The following is a 21,428-nucleotide window of genomic DNA, read 5'->3' as shown; positions in this document are numbered from 1 at the left end:
ATTTTTTTGCTCAGGCATCAGCCTTGATCACCTCGAACTTCACCTGATCCGGATAAAACGCCACGTAGTCGCGGATCGGCGCCACTGACACTTTCGGATTCTCGTAAGTCCACACCGCATTCGCGCCCTCATGCCCCGGCACTTGCAGACTAAAGTAGTTGGCGTCGCCCTTGTACGGGCAGTAACTGGTGTGATCGGTGCGGGCGAAATACTTTTCGTCGATGTCTTCGCGGGGGACGTAATAGACCGGCGGGTAGTTGGCTTCGTTGAGAATCATGACGTGGGAAGAGGCGGCGACCTGGATGCCGTGGAATTTCACCAGCAGACAGCCGGCAAGTTGTTCGAGGGCGATGACTGGACTTGGGCCGGAGGTTTTCATGGGGTTCTCCTGAGTACGGCGAAGAGACCGGTTCAGGTATAGCCCATTGGTACGGGTTGGGTTGGGTTTACAGCTGAACGGCCCTTTAACATCAAAAGCCCCTCACCCTAGCCCTCCCGAAACGTCGGACCGCCCGGAGGGAGAGGGGACTGACCGAGTTGTCTGGCGAAATCCATCGACCTGAAAAATCGAGTCGATTATGGATTCAAAACCAATCGTTCAAGTCGGTGAGTTTCGCCAATATTCCCCATTCAGTCCCCTCTCCCCCTGGGAGAGGGTTAGGGTGAGGGCCGCTTTTCAGGCATCACGCAACGATATCAGTCGCCACCGCCTGCCCCACCACACCCACAGCAAAGTCCACAGAACCCTGCCCCGTCAGGTCAACCATCAAACTGGTCTGATTGGTCTGCGCGAAGTAGGTCAGGATCGCATCGCCCGCATGCCCGGTGAAGCCGCTGACGAAGTTCAGCGACGCCGCCCCCGTGGCGAAACCGGCAATGCCCGACAGGTCGATCTTGTCCAGGCCGCTGGTGAAATCCATGATCCAGTCCGGCGCGGTCATGGTCGAATCGCTGGCGGCACCGAACACGAAGGTGTCTGCGCCTGCACCGCCCCACAAGGTATCGCCACCGCCTCCCCCGTAAATGATGTCGTTACCGGCACCGCCGACCAGTTCGTTGACGGCGGCGTTGCCGATCAGCAGGTCATTGCCCGCACCGCCCACCGCATTCTCCACGGTCACACCGTAAGCAATGGACACGTTGCCCACCAGACCGCCGACATCGGAGAACGAACCTTCGTTGAGGTTGATCTTCTGGTTCTGACTGAAGCCGGAGAAATCCAGCGTGTCGTTACCGCCGCCATCCCACACCGAGAAAACCACTTTGGAGGACGCCGAAGAGGCGCTGTAGAAATCGCGCTCGGCATTGGAGTTGAAGCCGTACGTAGTGTCATCGGCGCGGGTCGCGTAGTTGGCGCCATACAGCTTTTGCACCGCGACGATATCGTCCAGCAATGGCGCCGAAGCGTAGGCGCCGCTGCCGTCCTTGCTGAAGTTCTGGTCGGTGTTGGCTTCGCTCCAGTAACTCATCAGGCTGTAGCCGCGCGTGTCTTCAGCGTACTTGGCGTCGTTGTAGGTCGGGTTGCCGTTACCGGCGTTGTACGCGCCCGGGTGCGACAGACCGAGGGTGTGGCCGATTTCGTGGGTCAGGGTCTGACGCCCGTAGTTGTTGGTGTCCGGAGTCTTGTTGACCTGATATTGATCGTTGATCAGGTACCACGACTGACCGTCATAGCCACCGCCGCTCGGCAGATACGCGAACGCTGCGCCACCGGTGCTGACGTCGTAGTTGCCGAAGGTCATGTGGCCATCGCCGCCCTTGCCTTCACTGAAGGTGACGTTGGCAACATCAGCCCAGGATTGCATCGCGAGCACGGCTTGTGCCTTCTGCTGCGCGCTGAATTCGCTGAAGTTGCCCAGTTTGACGTTGTAGTTCGCCGGTTTCTCGCTGAGGAAGTTGTAACTGAGGTCGATCTTGCCGTCAGCGTTCTTGTCGCCCCACGACAGGCCCTTGCGCAGGATTTCATCGGCGGCCTGGTCGGCGGTGAACGATGGTTTACCATTGACCAGCGCATCGCCGCCACGGTCGTACAGATGGCTGAACGTGTCGACTTCGGTAAAGGCAGTGCTGGTGTTGAAGGAGGTTTGAAGCATGGTTTACGTCCTTGTTTCTGGGTAGTCAGTGTCCGACAGACCACGGCGATCTACTGGCGAGATCGTCCTGTCACTCGCGTTGCAAACGCGCCGAAGCTGACACGGCGCAGACCCCTGGCGCTAATCAATTTCTCGATAGTGCGGTGCTGCGTCCCGGTTTTTACCGTCACTTGCGGCAATCTTTTTATCTGTATATCCATACAGATAAAAGTTGCTCCGAGCGCCAACTCCGGCCATTCTGTGCACCTGTTCAGACCTTGATCGGCGATGGTGGATATGCGGCTGTACCTCTGTGAAAAACCCTCCCAGGCCAAAGACATTGCGGCCGTGCTCGGTGCCAAGCGCCGGGGCGACGGCTGCTGGCTGGGAACGGATGTCACAGTCACCTGGTGCATCGGCCACTTGCTCGAAACCGCCCCGCCGGATGCCTACGACGCCCGTTACAAGCGCTGGGTGCTGGCCGACCTGCCGATCATTCCGGACAAATGGAAAATGACCGTCAAGCCACGCACCGCCAGCCAGTACAAAGCGGTGAAGCGCCTGCTCGGCGAGGCCAGCGAACTGATCATCGCCACCGACGCCGACCGTGAGGGCGAGATGATTGCCCGGGAACTGGTCGAGCATTGCCGTTATCGCGGGCCGATCCGCCGCTTGTGGCTGTCGGCGCTGGACGAAGCCTCGATCCGCAAAGCCTTGGCCGCGCTGAAACCGGGGGCCGAAACCTTCAGCCTGTATCACTCGGCGCTGGGCCGCTCGCGGGCGGACTGGCTGATCGGCATGAACATGAGCCGGCTGTTCACGCTGCTCGGTCGGCAATCGGGTTATCAAGGGGTGTTGCCGGTAGGCCGCGTACAGACGCCGACGTTGCGCCTGGTGGTGGACCGCGACCGCAGCATCGCCGATTTCGTGCCGGTGCCATTCTGGGCGATCGATGTCGATCTGCTGCACAACGGCATTCCGTTTACCGCACAGTGGCGGGCGCCGTCGGATGTCTGTGATGATCAGGAGCGCTGCCTGAACCAGGCGTTGGCCCAGCAAGCGGCGGCTGCGATCGGCAGCGCTGCGAGTGCCCGGGTGGTCAAGCTGAAAACCGAGCGCATGCGCGAAGTGGCGCCCCTGCCCTTCGATCTCGGCACCTTGCAGGAAGTCTGCTCGAAGAAACTCGGCCTCGGCGCGCAGGAAACCCTCGACATCGCCCAGGCGCTCTATGAAACCTACAAGGTCATCACTTACCCGCGCAGTGATTGCGGCTACTTGCCGCTGAGCCAGCACAGTGAGGCGCCGGGGATTCTCGCCGCGTTGCGTCAGGCCGATCCGGGCCTTCAAGCATTGCAAGGCTTTCTCGAACCGCAGCGCAAGTCTCGCGCATGGAACGACGCCAAGGTCAGCGCCCACCACGGCATCATCCCCACCGCAGCGGCGAAAAATCTTGAACACCTGACCGGCAAACACCGCGCGGTCTACACCTTGATTCGCGCACGCTATCTGGCGCAGTTTCTGCCCAATCACGAATACGATCGCACCCAGGCTGATTTCGATTGCGCCGGTGAAGCGTTGCGCGCGGTCGGCAAGCAGATCATCGAGCCGGGCTGGAAACGCGCATTGCCCGAAGCACTGGCGGCGGCAAAGGGCCGCGAGGCACCCGCGCCACAAACCTTGCCGGCCCTGAGCCAGGGTGTCGAATGCGCCATCGCGTCTGTGAGACTCAAGGATCTGTGGACGCAACCACCGAAACCCTACACCGAGGGTGATCTGATCAAGGCGATGAAGAACGTCGCCAAACTGGTCGAGGATCCACTTCTCAAACAGAAACTCAAGGACACCACCGGTATCGGCACCGAGGCCACCCGCGCGTCGATCATTCAGGGGTTGCTGGATCGTGGCTATCTGGTGAAAAACGGCAAGGCCCTCGCCGCCACCCCGGCTGCGTTCAGCCTGATCGACGCCGTGCCACGCGCGATCGCCGACCCCGGCACCACGGCGATCTGGGAACAGGCGCTGGACATGGTGCAAAGCGGCGAAATGAGTCTGGAAGAATTCGTCACCAAACAAGCGGCGTGGATGAGCAAGCAAGTGACGCGCTGCTCCAGCCTCAGCCTGACCATCAGCGGCCCGCCACCGGCCGGTAAAGCGGCGGCCCCCTGGAAGAAGAAGCGCAAATCATCGACCCGCAGCAAAACCACGGGTACAACCAAACGCGCGCCGAAAGCGGCAGGCAAATAAAACCCGCTACTGTTTCTGCAAGGCTCAGCACTTTCAGGAACCCGGCGCATGGCCAATATCGAACTGCACCCCGCTCAGCGCGATGAGCTGGAAATCATCGAAAACCTTATGCAGTTCTACATGTACGACTTCAGCGAATGGCTGCCGCTGAAGCTCGCTTCACATGGCTTCTTCTCCATCCAGCCGAAAACCGACTACTGGCACCACCCGGCCACCCAACCATTTCTGATTCAGGTCGACGGCGAACTGGCCGGCTTCGTGAGCGTCGATAACGAAATCCATATCCCTGGTGCCGAACACAACATCGGCTACTTTTTCCTCGCAAGACGCTTTCGTGGCCAAGGCGTCGCGCAGTTTGTCGTCTCTGCCCTCTTGAGCCGCATCCCCGGTCAATGGCAGATTTTCCATATCGACGCCAACCTGCCGGCGCAGCGCTTCTGGGCCGGGCTGATTCCGCAAATCAGCGGCGGCGAATGCACCCTGCAGCAGCGCGAAGTGGACGGTTATCCGTGCACCTTCTACGCGCTGCGCACGCCTTTTTCCGTGATCTGAACGGATTCTTTCTCATTCCAAAACAGCTTTGTCGGACAATATGTAGTGCTCAAAAATAATCACTACAAAACCGTTGACGGCGTCGTTTTGCTTTTGCATGATGAAGACGTTCCCCGATCGGGAACACTGGCAACATGCTTGAGCAAACTCGTCTGACCGCCGAGTTGTTTTTTCCGGATACACGCTGCCCACAAGGCAGATTGAAGAAGCTGACCTGGCCTGAACGTCCAGTACAAGGACGAGAAGCGCTGGCGAAAATTCTCAAGACGCTTGTGGTCGACACGGTAAATGTCGTCAAGGAGCCTCCCGGTTTTCGCTGCTTCTCCTCGTTGTGACGCTATTGCGTAGCAGTTATTCAACACGACTACATGCAACAGATGCACGACCCCGTACTTTCCACGGGCGAGCGCTGACGTCCTGGTTTCGGTGCCAGGGATCAACTAACCGATGGGCTACCTGTATTAGCGAATCAACTTTGAAAGATCACCAGACTGGTCAAGGGGCAATATCATGAATCTGAACAATCAACCCACTGTCGAAGAACTGGCTCGTATGTTCGCTGCGCAGAAAGACAGCCACGACAGCCATATTCTGTGGATCAGCAAGTCGGGGCAGGTGCATATCGACTGCCTGGCGACCCATGCTGACGAAGACGAATTCGACCGCAACCATCAGAACTTGCTGGCCCGCCTGAAGATGTACCGTCGCGGCCACGGTTATGTTGGCAAGAAGGCTGCGGCCGACAAGGACTTCATCGGCAATGTTCTGCAAACGCTGAAACAGGCGTGGGACTCGATGCAGAACAACAACGGTGTTCGGGTGATTGATCGGTTCTGCTGAGTTAGTCATTAAATAATTGAAAGGCCTGCTTCCTTAACGGAAGCAGGCCTTTTTTTGTTCGCTTGCATTGATTTGGCGTGACTGGAATTGTAGCCCCTCACCCCAGCCCTCTCCCGAGGGAGAGGGTTAGGGTGAGGGGCTTCCCATGTCCAACACCAATTCCACAAACGCCACCGCCGCCGCACTGTGATAATTATTGCGCCGCCGCAACAACGCCGCCCCTCGCTGCGGCGCCTCGCTCTCTACCCGCAACCGGCGCAACGCCCGATCCTCGGTGGCAATTGCCTGCGGCAACATCGTCGCCATCGGCGAATGACGTACCACCTCCAGCAACGTACTCACCGAGTTCACCTCGATCCGCACCTGCGGTGTAATCCCGTGCTGACGGAAATACTCATCAATCGATAACCGCGTAATGAAGTCCGGCGCCAACAAGGCGAAATCCAGTTGGGCGATGTCATCCGGCGTCAGTACTGAGCGGCTGTCATACAGCGGATGCTCACGCCCGACCATGATCCCCAAGCGTTCGGTGAACGCTGGAATGCATTCGATCTCCGGGTTACGCACCGGTGTAAACGCAATCGCAACATCCAGCGAGTCATCCGCCAGCCCCGCCTCGATGTCGTCCATCGACAATTCAAAAACCTGCAGATGGATTCCCGGATACCGCGCCGCGAAATCGCGCACCAACGGCCCGACCAGGTAGGCCATGAACGTCGGTGTCATCGCCAGGCGCAACGTCCCGCGAGACAGATCCTTGACGTCATGCAGCGCGCGTTTACCCGCTTCCAGCTCCACCAGCACCCGCCGCGCGCACTCGATGTAAGCCTCGCCGGCATCGGTGGGTTTGACTGTGCGTGAGGTGCGATCAAACAGATTCACACCGAGAGACTCTTCCAGTTGGCGGATCTGTTGCGACAGGGTCGGCTGCGACACGTGCAGCGCCTCGGCGGCACGGGTGAAGCCGCCGTGATCGGCAACGGCCAGCAGATAACGCAAATGTCGCAGCAGCATGGGGCACACCATCTATAGGCAGAACTTATGCGAAGTATTGTATATCGATCTTGGACGCTATAGATCAATCGGCAGAAGATTGCTCCCACACAGCAAGCCAACCCTGAAAGGAGTGACACCATGCAACAGTCCCACGCCTATAACGACACCAGCCTGGCCCTGACTACCCGCATTCTCGACGCCAAGGCACGCAAAGATCTGTCGTGGCAGGATCTCGCCGACGGCACCGGCCTGAGCCTGGCGTACGTCACCGCCGCCCTGCTCGGCCAGCACCCACTGCCGGAAAATGCCGCCCAAGTGGTCGGCGACAAGCTCGAACTGGCCGCCGACGATGTCGCGGCAATGCAGATCATCCCTCTGCGTGGCAGCCTCAGTGGGGTACCGACCGACCCGACCATCTACCGCTTCCACGAGATGATCCAGATCTACGGCACCACGCTCAAGGCACTGGTTCACGAGCAATTCGGCGACGGCATCATCAGCGCGATCAACTTCAAACTGGACATCAAGAAAGTCGAAGACCCGGAAGGCGGCTCCCGCGCCGTGGTCACCCTCGACGGCAAATTCCTGCCCCTGCGTCCGTTCTGATCCGCACCGGCCCGCACCCTGCGTGCGGGCCAACACACCCCAAATGGCTACCCGTCACCAAACATATCTGGAGGCTGCCCCATGCAAAAAATTCTGTTGATTCTGGCCCTGCTCGGCGGCTTTTCCGTCCAGGCATCTGCCGCTGACGAGGCCGTCGCCTACCGCTACGGCATGCCACTGGATATCGCCCAAGTGCTGAGCATTACCCCGGTAGCCGATGTGTGTGGCGTGGTGCCGGTGGAGATGACGTATCTGGACAGCCACGGCGGCAAACACATTCTTCAATACAGCGAATTCGGCAGCGGTTGCTCGAACTAAGAGGACAAGACCATGAAAAACCTGATTGATGGCTTCCTGAAATTCCAGAACGAAGCGTTCCCGCAACGCACCGAACTGTTCAAACACCTGGCAACCACGCAACAGCCAGGAACGCTGTTCATTACCTGTTCCGACAGCCGTGTAGTGCCCGAATTGCTGACCCAACAAGAACCCGGCGAACTGTTCGTGATCCGTAACGCCGGTAATATCGTGCCGTCCTACAGCCCTCATCCGGGCGGGGTTTCGGCAACGGTGGAATACGCAGTGGCGGTGCTTGGCGTGACAGATATTGTGATTTGCGGCCATTCGGACTGTGGCGCGATGACCGCAATCGCCCAGTGCAAATGCATGGATCATCTGCCCGCCGTCAGCGGTTGGCTGCAGCATGCCGAGTCGGCGAAAGTGGTGAATGAAGCGCGAACGCATGCCAGTGACGCGGCGAAATTGAGTTCGATGGTGCGCGAGAACGTGATTGCGCAACTGGCGAATATTCAGACCCACCCGAGCGTGCGTCTGGCTCAGGAGAAAGGCCTGCTGAATCTGCATGGCTGGGTGTATGACATCGAGACCGGCTCGGTCGATGCGCTGTCCTCGGACCGCCGCACGTTTGTGCCGCTGGCCGAGCAACCGGCGACTTGCGCGATCCACGCACAGGCCACCCACGCGGCCTGAGCAACTGATCGTTCCCACGCTCTGCGTGGAAATGCCTCAGGGGACGCTCTGCGTCCAGTGACGCGGAGCGTCACGGGCTGGGTTCCCACGCTGGAGCGTGGGAACGATCACTGTCCGCCAGATCAGCGTTTTACTGTGAGATCGATCTGGGTCATGCGGCTACGCACAGTGAACACGCCGTCCCCCGAAAGAATCGCACTGCGCGCAAACAAACGCCCGCTCTCCCAGTTCGAAAGACCCAGCTCCGGCTTGTTCAACGCGTACTGCCCATCGACCCAACGGGTAATGCCGTTGCCCACGAACGGCGCATTCACCGCGTTGTAGAAACGTTCTTGTACGGCTGCATCTTCACTGATCAGCGACACAGTGAACTGCGGGCTGTAGCGGTTGAACAGCGCAATCGCCTGATCCAGATCGTCGACAATCATCAGACTGACTTCCGGGGTTTCTTCCCATTCCCATTCGCGGCCCAATGCGGATTCCGCCAAAGGCTCAGCCAGTGCTTCAGTCTGATACCCCTCAGCGCGGTAAACCTCGACCGTCGCGTTCTGCCATTCAATTGGCAGGCAACTTTCACTGCCTTCAACGATGTGCAATTTACAGCCCTGGCCACGCGCGGCGCCGGCCTGTTGCAATGCATCAAGAAACAACGGCACCAGTTCCGCCGCGCGATCACGCTGGATCAGGCAGACGTTCAACGTATTGCAGACTTTACGATCCAGCGAGTTACGTACTACCGCCGCAAAGCGCGCTGCATCGGCAGCACGATCAGCAATCAGCCACGCCCCGCCCGTGCCATGCAGGCTGACAGCGGTGCCGGCCTGCTGGGCAATGCTGCCCAATTGACTGACCGCTCGCCCCGAACCACGCGCCACCGCCAACGACAAACGGCGGTCAGCGAACATCGCCCAGCCGGCCGCATGATTGACGCTTTCCACCAACGACACCGCACCGACCGGTAAACCGGCATTGGCCAGCGCCGGGTTCAAGGCGTGAGTGACGATGGCTTGCGCGGTGCCCAAGGCATCGCTGCCAATGCGCAACACCGCCGTGTTGCCGGTACGCAGGACGCCGGCAGCGTCGGCAAACACATTCGGCCGCCCTTCGAAGACAAAAGCAACGATGCCCAACGGCGAGACGACTTGCTCGACCTTCCAGCCATCGTGTTCGACGCTGCTGATGATTTTTCCCCGGGTTGGCGCGGCATCACGCCAGGCGCGCAGGCCCGCGATCATGTCACGGCGCATGCGCTCATCGGCGAGCAGACGGGTGGTCGAGCGACCGCGCGCCTTGGCCCGCTCGATATCGGCGCGGTTGGCGGTTTCAATGTGCGCCCAGCAATCCGGGGTTTCGAGGCGTTGTGCAAACAAGTCGAAGAACTGGCTGATCGCCTCATCCGAGACCGCCGACAACGCGGTAAACGCAGTAGCAGCACGTTCGATTGCCACCGCCGCGGCTTGTTGATCAGCCACGGGAATCAACAACAACTCGCCACTCACCTGCTCCACCAGAAGGTGGTCACCGGGCTGAAAACGCGCGGCCAGTTCGGGGCTGACCAGCGTGACGCGGTTACCGGCGAAAGGGATCGGCGTGCCAGCGACGAGACGTTCGAGTGCAAGAGACATGAAGCGGATTCACCATGCAAAGGGCGGCCGGAAAATGTATAGGAACACAATCCTGCAAAGCAACCGCTAACCCTGTAGGAGCGAGCCTGCTCGCGAAAGCGGTGGATCTGATGCATCAATGTTGGCTGACCTGACGCCTTCGCGAGCAGGCTCGCTCCCACAGGGTTTTGTAGTGTTTGGCGGATCGGGTCAGAACACTGACCAGCCAATCCGCGAACTAAGCATCTCCAGTGCGGCCATTCCCGCCAGCGAATTGCCGGCGGCATTCAATTCCGGCGACCACACGCACACGGTGAACTGCCCCGGCACTACCGCAACGATCCCGCCACCGACGCCGCTCTTGCCCGGCAGCCCGACGCGGTAGGCAAAGTTGCCCGCCTCGTCATACAGCCCGCTGGTGGCCATGATCGAGTTGACCTGCTGGGTCTGACGCCGCGCCAGAACCTGCTCGCCGCTGTGCTTGCAATAACCGTCGTTGGCCAAAAAACAGAAGGCCCGCGCCAGGTCGATGCAATTCATCCGCAATGCACAGTGACTGAAGTAACTGCGCAACACCGCCTCGACGTCATTGTGGAAATTGCCGAACGACTGCATCAGGTACGCCATCGCCGCGTTGCGCGCGCGGTGCTGGTATTCGGAGTCGGCGACTTTGCCGTCGATCATGATTTGCGGGTTGCCCGACAGGCGCCGCACAAAATCGCGCATCGACAGGGTCGGCGCGGCGAAGCGTGATTGGTTGATATCGCAAATCACCAGCGCGCCAGCGTTGATGAATGGATTGCGCGGCCGACCGCGCTCGAACTCCAGCTGCACCAGCGAGTTGAACGGCTGACCGGATGGTTCGTGACCGAGGCGCTCCCAAATCGCCTCACCGGAATGATCGATGGCCTGTACCAGGCTGAACACCTTGGAAATACTCTGCACCGAGAACGGCGTCTCGGCGTCACCGGCGCAGTACATCTCGCCGTCGTTGCCGTACACGGCGATGCCCAGTTGATTGGCCGGCACGGTGCCGAGGGCAGGAATGTAATCAGCCACTTTGCCCTGCCCGATCAAGGGCCGGACAGCGTCAAGGATCTCGTTCAACAGCGCTTGCATGCCGGGTTCCGAAGTCTCGCCCCATGGGATCGCGGGGACACTGGGGCTAGACGCTGCGCAAGCGCGCTGGATCACACATCACTGTGGGAGCGGGGATGGCGTGTATCGCAATGTATATGGCGTCCACGCAGACACACCGGGCCCGAAAAGCCAACCGCCGACGACACAACCTGGATACACCCCAGCGCTGAAATACCCCGGTCGAAGCACTTCCCCCCTCGCACCGGAGAACTCATATGATCACCCTCAAAACCCTGCACCTGCACCTCGACCGCGCCGGACTCTGGCTCGCGCCGTTGACCCTGCGGCTGTTCATCGCCTGGGAGTTTTTCGAGTCAGGCGTGGAAAAACTCAATGGCCAGAACTGGTTCGATGATATTCAGGACAAATTTCCGTTTCCCTTCGATCACCTGCCGGCGACGCTGAACTGGGAGCTGGCGATGTGGGTGGAGTTGATCGGTGCGCTGGCGATTCTGCTCGGTTTCGGCACACGCATTTTTGCCCTTTCGCTGATCGTGGTAACCATTGTTGCCACCGCCGCCGTGCACTGGCCGGCAGACTGGTCGAGCCTCAGTGAACTGGCGCAGGGTTACGCCATCACCAACAAGGGTTTCGGCAACTTCAAGCTGCCAGCGATCTATCTGGTTGCACTGTTGCCGCTGGTGTTCGCCGGGGCAGGTCGTCTCAGCCTTGATGCGGCGCTGGCCCGTCGCTTCTGGCAGCGCCACCAGCGCTGAGGTTCAGTGCGCCCGGTCGAGTCCCGCCAGCAGCGCGCTGTCGCGGCTATAGATATCGGGCGCATAGCGTACATGGCCATCGCTGCCGACTTGCGCAGTCCAGTAGGTCATCAGGATCGGCACCGGTGCCGACAAGCGGAATTCATGCGTGGTGCCCGTCGCCAACAGTGTTTCAGTGCGGGCCTTTTCTGCCGGACTGAGCAGCAGGTCGCGCAGTTGCATCGGATGCTCGACCCGCACGCAACCGGAGCTGAACGCCCGTGGGCCTTTGTCGAACAGTGCCTTGCTCGGCGTGTCATGCAGGTACACCGAGAACGGATTGGGGAAGCGAATGACCATTTGCCCCAGCGGATTTCGCGGCCCGGCGTCCTGGCGCAGAAGGATGTTGCCGGGGTTGTCCCAATCGACGTCTGCCGCCGCGATCGGTTGACCGTTGGCGTCGAGCACCTGCAAGTTCTGGCGACTGAGGAAAGTCTGATCCTTTCGGATCGCTGGCAGCTTGTCTTCTTTCCAGATGGTCGGCGGCACGGTCCAGGTCGGATTCAAGGTCAGGCGCGTGACGCGGGATTTGAGCAAGGGTGTCTGGCGCTCGGCGCGACCGACCTGGGTGCGGGTCTGCCACACCACCTGACCGCCTTGATAGAGGCTCAATTCGGCAGCGGCAACGTTGACCAGCAAGCCGTCCGGCTCCATGTCCTGGGCCATCCAGCGGAAGCGTTCGAGATTGACCCGCAACTGTTCGCGGCGGATCAGCGGGCTGATATTGAGTTCGGCAATCGTCCCCGGCCCGACCACCCCATCGGCCTGCAACGAATGATTGACCTGAAAACTTTTCACCGCGTCCACCAGCACCCCACTATAGGCGTTGTCCGGCGTGCCGATGGCGTGGGTCAGGTAACCTTCGTTGAACAAGCGCTGAGCCAGTTGCGGCACGCGTTTGTCTTCCATTGAGGGACGCAGCAACGGGCCGTCGCCTACCGACTGCCATTGCGGAAGGGCCTTCTGGCGTTGCGCGGCGTACAGCTGACGCAGGTTTTGATATTGCGCCAGACGCGGGCGCGCCAGATCGAACGCCGCCGCAATGTCATGCATGCCCGGCACGGCAATGGCCAACAATTCCGCCTGACGGTCGCGGGGGTTCGTGTCGGCATGCCACAGCGGTTCGAAGTGCGATTGCAACAGACGGCCGTAATGCAAATCCTGCAAGGCTTGAAGGTAGTAGCGACTGATCTCGATGTCGGCGCACAACTCACCGTCCTGCGGGGGGACGGCGGCGACCGGGTAGCGTTTCGGATTGAGGCCATCGTCGGCCAACAGCAGCAATTGCGTGTGCAAAGCCGGCAATCGTGCAGTTTCGCTCGCCCACACCGGCATCCAGTCCTGCTGCTCATAGAACGCTTGCAGCTGCGTCAGCGCCGGGCCGTTAAGCTGCGTGCCAATCGCCGGGCAAGCCTGGGGCAGGCTGATCAACACCGCCTGCAACGGACTTTGCGGCTCGACGGGCATTTCGGCCGGTGGCGTCGGCAGCGTCTGCAAGGGCGGCAGCGGCTCATCGGCACAAGCGACAAACGGCGCAGCGATCAGGCAAATGCTCAAGTAGCATGCGTACTTTTTGAACAACTGCTTTACTCCAATCCATGGCCGTCCAGATGACGGTCAACCTTACATCAGGTGCGCTGAACAGTCAGGCTCGATCAACGGGCTTGCCGGTAACGACTGGGAGTCAGGAGCCAAAGTGCCAAATAAGTAGCAAGTGAGGACACTTTATAAATGTTGACGTTTTTGCGCCGACTTCTGCTGACCACTGCGACCCTCGTCGCCGTGTCCAGTCCAGCTTTTGCCACCGGCAAGCCATCGCCGATTCTCTACAACAGCCTCGCGCACGCCGCGCCAGAACTCAATCCCCAAGCGCTGAAAGGTGCTCTGAACGCCATGCAATGTGCGGTCAACAACGGTGCGAAACCGTCCCGCCACCTGGCGATCATTGATTACTCGCAACCGTCCACTGAGCGCCGCTTGTGGATTTTCGACCTGAGCAAGCAGAAGTTGGTTCTACGCGATCTGGTCGCCCACGGTTCCAACTCCGGGGAAAACTTCGCCACGCAGTTCTCCAACCGTGAAGGCAGTTATCAATCCAGTCTCGGCTTGTTCCGCACCCAGGAAAGTTACAGCGGCGCCCACGGCTATTCGTTGCGCATGGACGGTCTGGAGCCAGGCTTCAATGACATGGCTCGCGATCGCGCCATCGTCATTCATGCCGCCAGTTACGTGAATCCGCTGTGGAGCAAGAAACAGGGGCGCATCGGCCGCAGCCAGGGCTGCCCGGCGGTTCGGCCACAGATTGCCAAACAGGTGATTGATCGTCTGAAGAATGGCCAGTTCATGTTTTCCTGGTACCCGGATCAGCGCTGGCTGAAATCGTCGCCGTACCTCAACTGCCAGCCGCAGCAGGTGGCGAGCATTCTCAGTACCCACGCAAGCTAAAAAGAACGCCGCAAACCCCTGTAGGAGTGAGCCTGCTCGCGATAGCGGTGTCTTACCCAGCACAGATGCTGACTGATACACCGCTATCGCGAGCAGGCTCACTCCTACAATTGATCTCTGTCAGCCCCACGCTTCATTACAACTTTGTCATTCAGCTGTCGGTTTGCCGTGCGGATCGCTCGGTAGCCTGAAGTTGTCCCGGCGCCAATGCCGATCAACTCCGACCACTGAGTGACTGACCATGAAAACCCTCCTGCTCGCCTTCACCGCCCTCCTCGCCACCGGCAGCGCGTTCGCCGCGAACATGCCCGACACCGCAGTGATTCATGACAAATCCGGCTTCTACGTCAATCTGGATGTCGACAAAGTCCTGTCCAGCACCGATATTTCACAAGCGTGCGGCGTGGTGCCGGCGCAATTGAATTATCTCGACCATCAGGGCCGCGAACATGTGCTGGACTATCAGGTACAAGGCAGCGGCTGCATCAATGACCATTGAGACTGATCGATGAATATTCTGGTTGTCGAAGACGAGCCCAAGGCCGGCAATTACCTGCTCAACGGTTTGCAGGAACTGGGTTACAGCGTCAGCCTCGCCCGCGACGGTGCCGACGGTCTGCACCTGGCGCTGGAACACAGCTTCGACGTGATCGTGCTGGATGTGATGATGCCGAAAATGGATGGCTGGGAAGTCTTGCGCCGGCTGCGCAAGGAAGCCGACACGCCGGTGCTGTTCCTCACCGCCCGCGACGACATCGCCGACCGCGTCAAAGGCCTCGAACTGGGCGCCGACGATTACCTGATCAAGCCGTTCTCCTTTGCCGAACTGGTGGCGCGCCTGCGTACCCTGACCCGGCGCGGGCCGATTCATGAAGATGAACAACTGCAAGTGGCCGACCTGCAGATTGACGTGCTCAAACGCCGCGTGACCCGCGCCGGGGTGCGCATCACCCTGACCAACAAGGAGTTCGCGTTGCTGCAGTTGTTCGCCACGCATACCGGGCAAGTGCTGGCGCGCTCGCTGATCGCGTCGCGGGTGTGGGACATGAATTTCGACAGCGACACTAACGTGGTCGATGTCGCCGTGCGTCGTCTGCGGGCGAAAATCGATGATCCGTTCCAGCTCAAGCTGATCCATAGCGTGCGCGGTATCGGCTACCGCTTCGATACGCAGCCATGAGTGCCCAACGCCCGCATTCGCTGACCCTTCGTCTGGCGCTGGTGTTCGCCCTGCTCGCGTTCGCCTCGCTGGCCGGCCTCGGTGCCGCGCTGTACAACGAACTGGAGCAACAGCTGATCCGCCGTGATGACACTGCGCTGGTCAGCCGCGTCGATCAGTTGCGCACCTTTCTCAATGACAGCAACACCCTGGAGCTGATCAAGAACAAACCGGCGTTGTTCCAGAACATGCTCGGCAATCGCGAAGCACTGCTGACCATCGGCGCGCCAGGGCAACCGCCGCTGCTGGTGGTCAACCCGGGCAACCTGAAGACACCGACGTTGCCGGCGGTGCCGATCGACCATGCGATGACGCTCAACGACGTACAGCACCTGTCAAGCGTCGACGGCGTGCCGTTTTCGGCGGTGGCGGCGCGGATCGATTCCGGCGAACTGGGCAACCTGCAAGTCACCACCGGGCGCCTGATGAGCGAGCGCACGGCAATGCTCGCCAATTACCGTTTGAGCGTTTATGGCCTCGCCTCGCTGGCGGCACTGTTGCTGGCGCTGGTGGGTTGTCTGCTGGTGTATCGCGGTTTGCTGCCGTTGCGGCGACTGGCGAAGCACGCTCATGGCATTGGTGTCGGCAACCTTGGCGAACGCCTTGCCAGCAGCGGTGCGCCGCGAGAATTACAGCCAATGATCGAGGCGTTCAATGCCATGCTCGATCGGCTCGCCAAGGGTTTTGCGCAACTGAGTCAGGTGTCCACCGACATGGCCCACGAATTGCGCACACCGATCAACAACCTGCTCGGCGAAACCCAGGTCGCGCTGCAGCAGAATCGCAGCAGCGAGGCCTATCAACAGTTGCTCGCCTCCAACGTCGAGGAGCTCGAACGCCTGACGCGGATGCTCGACAACATGCTGTTTCTCGCCCGCACCGACCCGGCCAGTGCCTTGAGCCAGCGCCAGGAACTGGACGCGGCGGACGAGATGCAGCGTATTGCCGATTATTTTGAAGGGCTGGCGGCGGATGTCGGAGTGTGTATCGAGGCACGCGGCAGCGGAGTGATCTGGGCCGAGCCGATGCTGCTGCGCCGGGCACTGGCCAATTTGTGCGCGAATGCGATCAAGTATGGCGCGGCGGATTCGACGGTGCAGGTGGAGGCGATTGCCGAACCGGATGGCGCCTACCTGCGGGTACGCAATCAGGGCACAACCATTGCCCCTGAACACTTGGCGCGACTGTTCGAACGCTTCTACCGCGTTGACCAGTCCCGCGAGCGTTCGGCGCAATCGAATGGGCTGGGCCTGTCGATCGTGGCAACCATCATGCAGTTGCATCAGGGCCGATACAGCGCGAGCAGCGCGGATGGCGTTACCTGCTTTGAACTCTACTTCCCCGCCCGCCAATGATCTTGATCGACTGTTCCGCCGTCATCGCTGGCAAGCCAGCTCCCACAGGGTTTTGGTTTGGCCAGAGACCTGGATTGAGCGCCGATCATTGTGGGAGCTGGCTTGCCAGCGATGAGGCCAGCACCTACAACACCTTCGTCGGCAGATAGTTCGCTATCGCGAGCAGGCTCACTCCTACAGTTGAACTGCGCTCGGCTGATGATCAATGCCATGAGCATCAACGCCACCGCTATACCAAAAGTGATGTGCAATCCGCTGGCAATCGCCGTTGCCGGCGCTTGGGTCGGATCGCCCGCCGCCAGCGCGAACACCGCGCCCATCACCGCGGCACCGGTAATCAACCCGAGGTTGCGCGCCAGCCCGAGCATCGCCGAAACCACCCCACGCTGATCCTGACTGACACCGGCCATCAATCCGGTGTTGTTGGCCGCCTGGAACAGCGCGTAGCTGACAGCAACCACCATGATCGGCAGCACGTACCCAGGCAGGCCCATGCTCATGGGCAGCAGCGCCAGCAAGCTGCAACCGCCGGCCATGCCGAGTAATGCGCCCGGCACAATCCGGTGCGCACCGAAGCGATCCACCAGACGTCCCGCCGGCACTCCACTCAACGCAGACACCAACGGCCCGACCGACAACGCCACGCCGACCATCGTGCTGCTGAGGCCCAACCCCCGGTGCAGGTAAAACGGCCCGACCACCAGCGTGGTCATCATCACCGTCGTCACCAGTAAGGTCAGCGCCAGACTGCTGCTCAGTCGCGCGTCGCTGAACAGCGACAAACGAATCAGCGGCGACTTGGCCTTCAACTCGACGACGATGAACAATCCCGCGCCGCACAAGCTGGCCAGCAGCAGCGGTAACAGTAAACCTTCAAGCGTCATCGCCAGCGCATAAGCCGCCAGCGTCAAGACCAACACTGCGCTGCCAGAGTAATCGAACGCAGCACGCGGGCCTGTTGCCCGGTCCGCCGGCAGAAAACGGTACACCAACCAGATATTCAGCAAGCCCAACGGTACGTTGAGCAAAAATATCGCCTGCCAGCCCACATGCGTCATCAACAGCCCGCCCAGCGACGGCCCGAGACTGGTGCCCGTCGCCGACATCGTTGCCAGCAACCCCATCGCACTGCCCGCCCGCGATTCGGGCACGGCTTCTGACACCAGCGCCACGGTCAAGGCGAACATGATCGCCGCGCCAACGCCTTGCACCGCTCGTGCGCCAATCAGCCAACCCAGTCCCGGTGCCAGCGCGCAAGCCAACGAAGCGCTGGTGAAAATGCCGATCCCGATCAGCAGCAATCGCCGTCGCCCCACACCATCACCCAGACGCCCGACGCTGACAATCAATGTGGTGACCGCCAGCAAATACGCCAGAACGATCCACTGCACCTGTTGAAACGTCGCCGCAAACGCCGATGCGAGAATCGGCAGCCCGGCGTTGGCGATGCTGGTGTCCAGGGACGGCATCAACATCGACAGGGCCAGACTGGTCAGCGCCCAGCGGGCGGGAGTGCTAAGGGATTCTTGGGGCATGGCGGGCTCACAATGCAAAGGTGACCCGGCATAGCCTGAGCCTCGACAACACACGGCGCAAGACGCATGCTTTGCACTTAATACCTGCATGGAACGCCATGTCATGACGGCACCGGATCTGAACCTGTTGATCACCCTCGACGTCTTGCTACGCGAAGGCAGCGTCGCCCGCGCCGCCAAATGTCTGCGGCTGAGCCCGTCGGCGATGAGTCGCGCCCTCGCCCGTCTGCGCGAAACCACTGGCGATCCGTTGCTGGTGCGGGCGGGTCGAGGTCTGGTGCCGACGCCGCGCGCATTGGAGTTGCGCGAGCGAGTCAGTCATCTGGTGCAGGACGCCGAGGCGGTTTTGCGTCCGGCCGAGGTGCTCGATCCTGGCCGCTTGCAACGCACCTTCACCCTGCGCAACACCGACGGTTTTGTCGAAACCTTTGCCGCCGCCCTGCTTGCGCGCATCGCTCAAGAGGCGCCCGGCGTACGTCTGCGCTTTGTGCAAAAAGCCGACAAGGACAGTACGCCGTTGCGCGAAGGCCGCGTCGATCTGGAAACCGGCGTGGTCGACGACACGACCGATCCGACCCTGCACAGCCGCATCCTGTTTCGGGATCAGTGGATCGGTGTGGTGCGCGAGGGGCACTCCTTGAGTTCGGGGAAGGTCACCAGCAAGCGCTTTGCCGGCGGCGAGCACATTCTCATTTCACGACGCGGACGCAGCAGCGGCCCGGTCGACGAAGCCTTACTCGCGCTCGGCCTGACGCGGGATATCGTCACCTCATTCGGCGGATTCTCGGCGGCGCTGACGCTGGTGCGCGAATCCGACTTGATCGCCACGGTCCCGCAGCGCCACACCAGCAAACTGCGCACGGGCCTGCACAGTTTCGCCCTGCCCTTCGCGATGCCGGACATCAGCGTGTCGATGCTCTGGCATCCGCGCATGGATGCCGACCCGGCGCATCGCTGGTTGCGCGATTGCGTGCGGGAAGTCTGCGCCTAGCGCGCATCCCCGCCAGCCGGTTTATAGAAGAGGAATTTCCCGGTTTCGGCAGTCTTGCGGTACTCCTTGGCCCAGCTCGGATGCACGTTGCGATCGTGGAAATACAGCGCGCCGTTGGTGCGATCCTTGAGTTGGCGATTCAGTGCTTTGCGGGCGATATCCTTGGCCAGCGTGTATTCGGCATCTTCCTTGACCTGATCCGGTTTGCCGTCGCACCACCAGGAAAACTGGCAGCTTTTGGTTTCCGAACCTTGTTTGACGACAGCACACACGGAGTCGGGAAAGCCCTCGTGACCGAGGCGATTCATCACCACACTGGCCACGGCTTCCATTTCCGGGGTGTCTTTGCCTTTGGCTTCCCAATAGATACTGCGCGCCAGACAGGTAATCGGATCGTCCAGTGGTGCAGCGCCGGCCGGGTCGACCGCTTGCACTTCGGTCGGGGTGATCGCTTCGGCTTTCGGCGCCGGCGCGGCGCTGACTTTGTCCGCCGCTTTCTCTTCCAGCACTTGAGCTTTCTCTTCGGCCTTCGCTTTGATCGGGGCCTGATCGGTGGCCCATGCGGAGCCTGCCAACAAGGTCAATACGAGACAACCTGCCAAGCCTTTCAATCCCATGTCTGTTCTTCCGGCAGCGCCCGAGTCGGGCAAGATGTTACGTCGGGGAGACGCCCGGTTCCCGGGGTCTTCGGTGAGTGTAGACGGCAAATCCATCGGCAAAGTTGCGCAGAAAACCGGCCGAATGAAGAAAAAAGACATTGCACTCACCGGGGTCGTTTCGCGCATCATGGGCGCATTCAGCTCAAGGGAGATTTCCATGCGCTTCATGCCACCCGTTTTGCGTCTTGCCGCGTTGTCCGCCAGCGTTGTGTTTGCTATCCCGGCGCTGGCCAGCGATGAGTCGCAATTGATCGAATCGATCAACAGCTACCGCAGCCAACCGCAGCGGTGCGGTTCGCAGGCGTCGAATGAACTGCCACCGTTGTCGGCTGATCCACGGCTGCGGCTGCGGGCCAGCGGTGCTGTCGACCTGCAACAAGCCATGGCCAGCGCCAGTTATCCGATGGTCAACGTGCAAGCGATCACCCTTAACGGCCCGCGTGATGCGGCGTCGGCGATGAAAGCGATTCAGGAAAGTTTCTGTCAGGTGGTGCTCGATCCGCAGTTTGTCGATGTCGGCGTCAGCCGCGACGACCGTGACTGGCGCATTGTGCTGGCGCGGCCGCTGCTGTCGGCCAAATTGGGCGATGCGCAAAGTGAAGGGCAGAAGTTGCTGAGTGAACTCAACGTTGCTCGCAGTCAGGCGCGTCAGTGTGGCGGCCAGGCGTTTGCGGCCGCTGCACCGCTGGCCTGGAACGCGACGCTGGGCACGATCTCCCAGGATCACAGCCGCGACATGGCCAACAACAATTACCTCGACCACAAGGACCGCGACGGGCGTACCCCGGGCGATCGCGCGGAACTGGCCGGTTACAGCGGCCAGCTGGTCGGCGAAAACATCGCCGCCGGGCAAGACACCGTACACAAAGTCGTCGAAGGCTGGCTCGCCAGCCCTGGCCACTGTGCCAACCTGATGAACCCGCAATACCAGGAACTCGGCGCCGCCTACGCGACCGACCCGAAAAGCAGCGCCGGCATTTACTGGACCGCGATGTTCGGCGCCCAATAAGCCCAATCTCAAACACACCGCAAAGCACTGTGGGAGCTAGCCTGCTAGCGATGAGGCCAGTCCAGTCAACATCTCCATTGACTGAACCACCGCCATCGCTGGCAAGCCAGCTCCCACAATGTCTGGTGGCGTTCTCATATTCGCTGACCAACACCAACGCCCTGTAGGAGTGAGCCTGCTCGCGATAGCGGTGTTTCAGACACATCAGTATCGGCAGATACGAAGCCATCGCGAGCAGGCTCACTCCTACAATGATCGGTGTAACCCTCATTATCCCGGCCTAATCCAAAACCCTGTGGGAGCTGGCTTGCCAGCTCCCACAATGTCTGGCGGCGTTCTCATATTCGCTGACCAACACCAACGCCCTGTAGGAGTGAGCCTGCTCGCGATAGCGGTGTTTCAGACACATCAGTATC

At 60.5% G+C, this 21,428-nt stretch carries 22 protein-coding genes; 14 read left to right on the top strand and 8 right to left on the bottom strand.

Translation table 11 applies throughout. From position 1 onward, the window contains the following. Positions 1–10: 10 nt before the first annotated feature. Positions 11–379 carry a DUF427 domain-containing protein gene (locus ACIPIZ_RS05815; protein ID WP_064389359.1) on the bottom strand — a complete coding sequence of 123 codons (369 nt, stop codon included), beginning with the start codon at positions 377–379 and terminating at the stop codon, positions 11–13. A 304-nt stretch (positions 380–683) separates the two neighbouring features. Continuing rightward, entirely contained in the window at positions 684–2,093 is a 1,410-nt protein-coding gene (locus ACIPIZ_RS05810) for a serralysin family metalloprotease (protein WP_105704948.1), read from the bottom strand. Positions 2,094–2,369: 276 nt separating this feature from the next. Here ACIPIZ_RS05810 and ACIPIZ_RS05805 point away from each other — a divergent pair, with 276 nt between their 5' ends. The 4 genes from ACIPIZ_RS05805 (at position 2,370) to ACIPIZ_RS05790 (ending at position 5,708) form a co-directional block, all read left to right on the top strand. Next, positions 2,370–4,316 carry a DNA topoisomerase III gene (locus ACIPIZ_RS05805; protein WP_401164507.1) on the top strand — a complete coding sequence of 649 codons (1,947 nt, stop codon included), beginning with the start codon at positions 2,370–2,372 and terminating at the stop codon, positions 4,314–4,316. A gap of 48 nt (positions 4,317–4,364) precedes the next feature. Continuing rightward, complete coding sequence (locus tag ACIPIZ_RS05800; RefSeq protein ID WP_401164506.1) at positions 4,365–4,868, top strand: GNAT family N-acetyltransferase; 504 nt, start codon at positions 4,365–4,367, stop codon at positions 4,866–4,868. Positions 4,869–5,002: 134 nt separating this feature from the next. Continuing rightward, positions 5,003–5,203 carry a hypothetical protein gene (locus ACIPIZ_RS05795; protein ID WP_158260938.1) on the top strand — a complete coding sequence of 67 codons (201 nt, stop codon included), beginning with the start codon at positions 5,003–5,005 and terminating at the stop codon, positions 5,201–5,203. Between the two features lie 175 nt (positions 5,204–5,378). After that, complete coding sequence (locus ACIPIZ_RS05790) at positions 5,379–5,708, top strand: hypothetical protein (protein ID WP_122854237.1); 330 nt, start codon at positions 5,379–5,381, stop codon at positions 5,706–5,708. A 126-nt stretch (positions 5,709–5,834) separates the two neighbouring features. On the opposite strand, the gene cynR is transcribed toward ACIPIZ_RS05790, so the two are convergent. Next, entirely contained in the window at positions 5,835–6,722 is an 888-nt protein-coding gene (gene cynR, locus ACIPIZ_RS05785) for a transcriptional regulator CynR (protein WP_064389355.1), read from the bottom strand. A 120-nt stretch (positions 6,723–6,842) separates the two neighbouring features. On the opposite strand from cynR, the gene cynS reads away from it, so the two are divergent. The 3 genes from cynS (at position 6,843) to ACIPIZ_RS05770 (ending at position 8,300) form a co-directional block, all read left to right on the top strand. Continuing rightward, complete coding sequence (gene cynS, locus ACIPIZ_RS05780) at positions 6,843–7,310, top strand: cyanase (protein ID WP_122854238.1); 468 nt, start codon at positions 6,843–6,845, stop codon at positions 7,308–7,310. Between the two features lie 81 nt (positions 7,311–7,391). Beyond that, entirely contained in the window at positions 7,392–7,628 is a 237-nt protein-coding gene (locus ACIPIZ_RS05775) for a DUF2790 domain-containing protein (protein WP_401164503.1), read from the top strand. 12 nt (positions 7,629–7,640) lie between these two features. Beyond that, complete coding sequence (locus ACIPIZ_RS05770) at positions 7,641–8,300, top strand: carbonic anhydrase (protein WP_105704944.1); 660 nt, start codon at positions 7,641–7,643, stop codon at positions 8,298–8,300. Positions 8,301–8,422: 122 nt separating this feature from the next. Here ACIPIZ_RS05770 and ACIPIZ_RS05765 read toward each other — a convergent pair whose 3' ends face one another. Both ACIPIZ_RS05765 and glsB read right to left on the bottom strand, forming a co-directional pair. Next, positions 8,423–9,925, bottom strand: coding sequence for an aldehyde dehydrogenase family protein (locus ACIPIZ_RS05765; RefSeq protein WP_401164500.1), 1,503 nt, complete (start codon positions 9,923–9,925; stop codon positions 8,423–8,425). 189 nt (positions 9,926–10,114) lie between these two features. Continuing rightward, positions 10,115–11,023, bottom strand: coding sequence for a glutaminase B (glsB, locus tag ACIPIZ_RS05760; RefSeq protein ID WP_122854241.1), 909 nt, complete (start codon positions 11,021–11,023; stop codon positions 10,115–10,117). Between the two features lie 236 nt (positions 11,024–11,259). Between glsB and ACIPIZ_RS05755 the strand changes: the two genes are divergently transcribed. Continuing rightward, the gene (locus tag ACIPIZ_RS05755) at positions 11,260–11,760 is read left to right on the top strand and encodes a DoxX family protein (RefSeq protein WP_105704942.1); all 501 of its coding nucleotides are present in this window, start codon (positions 11,260–11,262) and stop codon (positions 11,758–11,760) included. 3 nt (positions 11,761–11,763) lie between these two features. Here the strand turns inward: ACIPIZ_RS05755 and ACIPIZ_RS05750 are convergent, their stop codons facing one another. Continuing rightward, complete coding sequence (locus ACIPIZ_RS05750) at positions 11,764–13,380, bottom strand: murein L,D-transpeptidase (protein WP_401164498.1); 1,617 nt, start codon at positions 13,378–13,380, stop codon at positions 11,764–11,766. Positions 13,381–13,530: 150 nt separating this feature from the next. Between ACIPIZ_RS05750 and ACIPIZ_RS05745 the strand changes: the two genes are divergently transcribed. From ACIPIZ_RS05745 to ACIPIZ_RS05730, 4 genes are all read left to right on the top strand, one after another. After that, a complete protein-coding gene (locus ACIPIZ_RS05745; protein WP_253484608.1) occupies positions 13,531–14,244 on the top strand; it encodes a murein L,D-transpeptidase catalytic domain family protein in 714 nt (237 codons plus the stop codon). Positions 14,245–14,485: 241 nt separating this feature from the next. Then, a complete protein-coding gene (locus ACIPIZ_RS05740; RefSeq protein WP_064389346.1) occupies positions 14,486–14,743 on the top strand; it encodes a DUF2790 domain-containing protein in 258 nt (85 codons plus the stop codon). 9 nt (positions 14,744–14,752) lie between these two features. Then, positions 14,753–15,424, top strand: coding sequence for a heavy metal response regulator transcription factor (locus ACIPIZ_RS05735; RefSeq protein ID WP_016985270.1), 672 nt, complete (start codon positions 14,753–14,755; stop codon positions 15,422–15,424). Continuing rightward, a complete protein-coding gene (locus tag ACIPIZ_RS05730) occupies positions 15,421–16,818 on the top strand; it encodes a heavy metal sensor histidine kinase (RefSeq protein WP_401164493.1) in 1,398 nt (465 codons plus the stop codon). The genes ACIPIZ_RS05735 and ACIPIZ_RS05730 overlap by 4 nt, the downstream gene beginning before the upstream one ends. Here ACIPIZ_RS05730 and ACIPIZ_RS05725 read toward each other — a convergent pair. Next, a complete protein-coding gene (locus tag ACIPIZ_RS05725) occupies positions 16,797–18,353 on the bottom strand; it encodes an MFS transporter (protein WP_256585370.1) in 1,557 nt (518 codons plus the stop codon). The two genes, ACIPIZ_RS05730 and ACIPIZ_RS05725, sit on opposite strands and share 22 nt — an antisense overlap. A gap of 103 nt (positions 18,354–18,456) precedes the next feature. Here ACIPIZ_RS05725 and ACIPIZ_RS05720 point away from each other — a divergent pair, with 103 nt between their 5' ends. Further along, positions 18,457–19,344 carry a LysR family transcriptional regulator gene (locus ACIPIZ_RS05720; RefSeq protein WP_064389343.1) on the top strand — a complete coding sequence of 296 codons (888 nt, stop codon included), beginning with the start codon at positions 18,457–18,459 and terminating at the stop codon, positions 19,342–19,344. On the opposite strand, the gene ACIPIZ_RS05715 is transcribed toward ACIPIZ_RS05720, so the two are convergent. Continuing rightward, positions 19,341–19,961 carry a cell wall hydrolase gene (locus tag ACIPIZ_RS05715; RefSeq protein ID WP_064389342.1) on the bottom strand — a complete coding sequence of 207 codons (621 nt, stop codon included), beginning with the start codon at positions 19,959–19,961 and terminating at the stop codon, positions 19,341–19,343. The genes ACIPIZ_RS05720 and ACIPIZ_RS05715 overlap by 4 nt on opposite strands. 199 nt (positions 19,962–20,160) lie before the next feature. Between ACIPIZ_RS05715 and ACIPIZ_RS05710 the strand changes: the two genes are divergently transcribed. Beyond that, positions 20,161–21,012, top strand: coding sequence for a CAP domain-containing protein (locus ACIPIZ_RS05710; RefSeq protein WP_150647430.1), 852 nt, complete (start codon positions 20,161–20,163; stop codon positions 21,010–21,012). The last annotated feature ends 416 nt before the right edge of the window (positions 21,013–21,428 follow it).

Source organism: Pseudomonas sp. NPDC087690 (assembly GCF_044743175.1).
GTDB lineage: Bacteria > Pseudomonadota > Gammaproteobacteria > Pseudomonadales > Pseudomonadaceae > Aquipseudomonas.
Note: the sequence above shows the minus strand (reverse complement) of the source record. Positions and strands in the feature narration are given on the sequence as shown.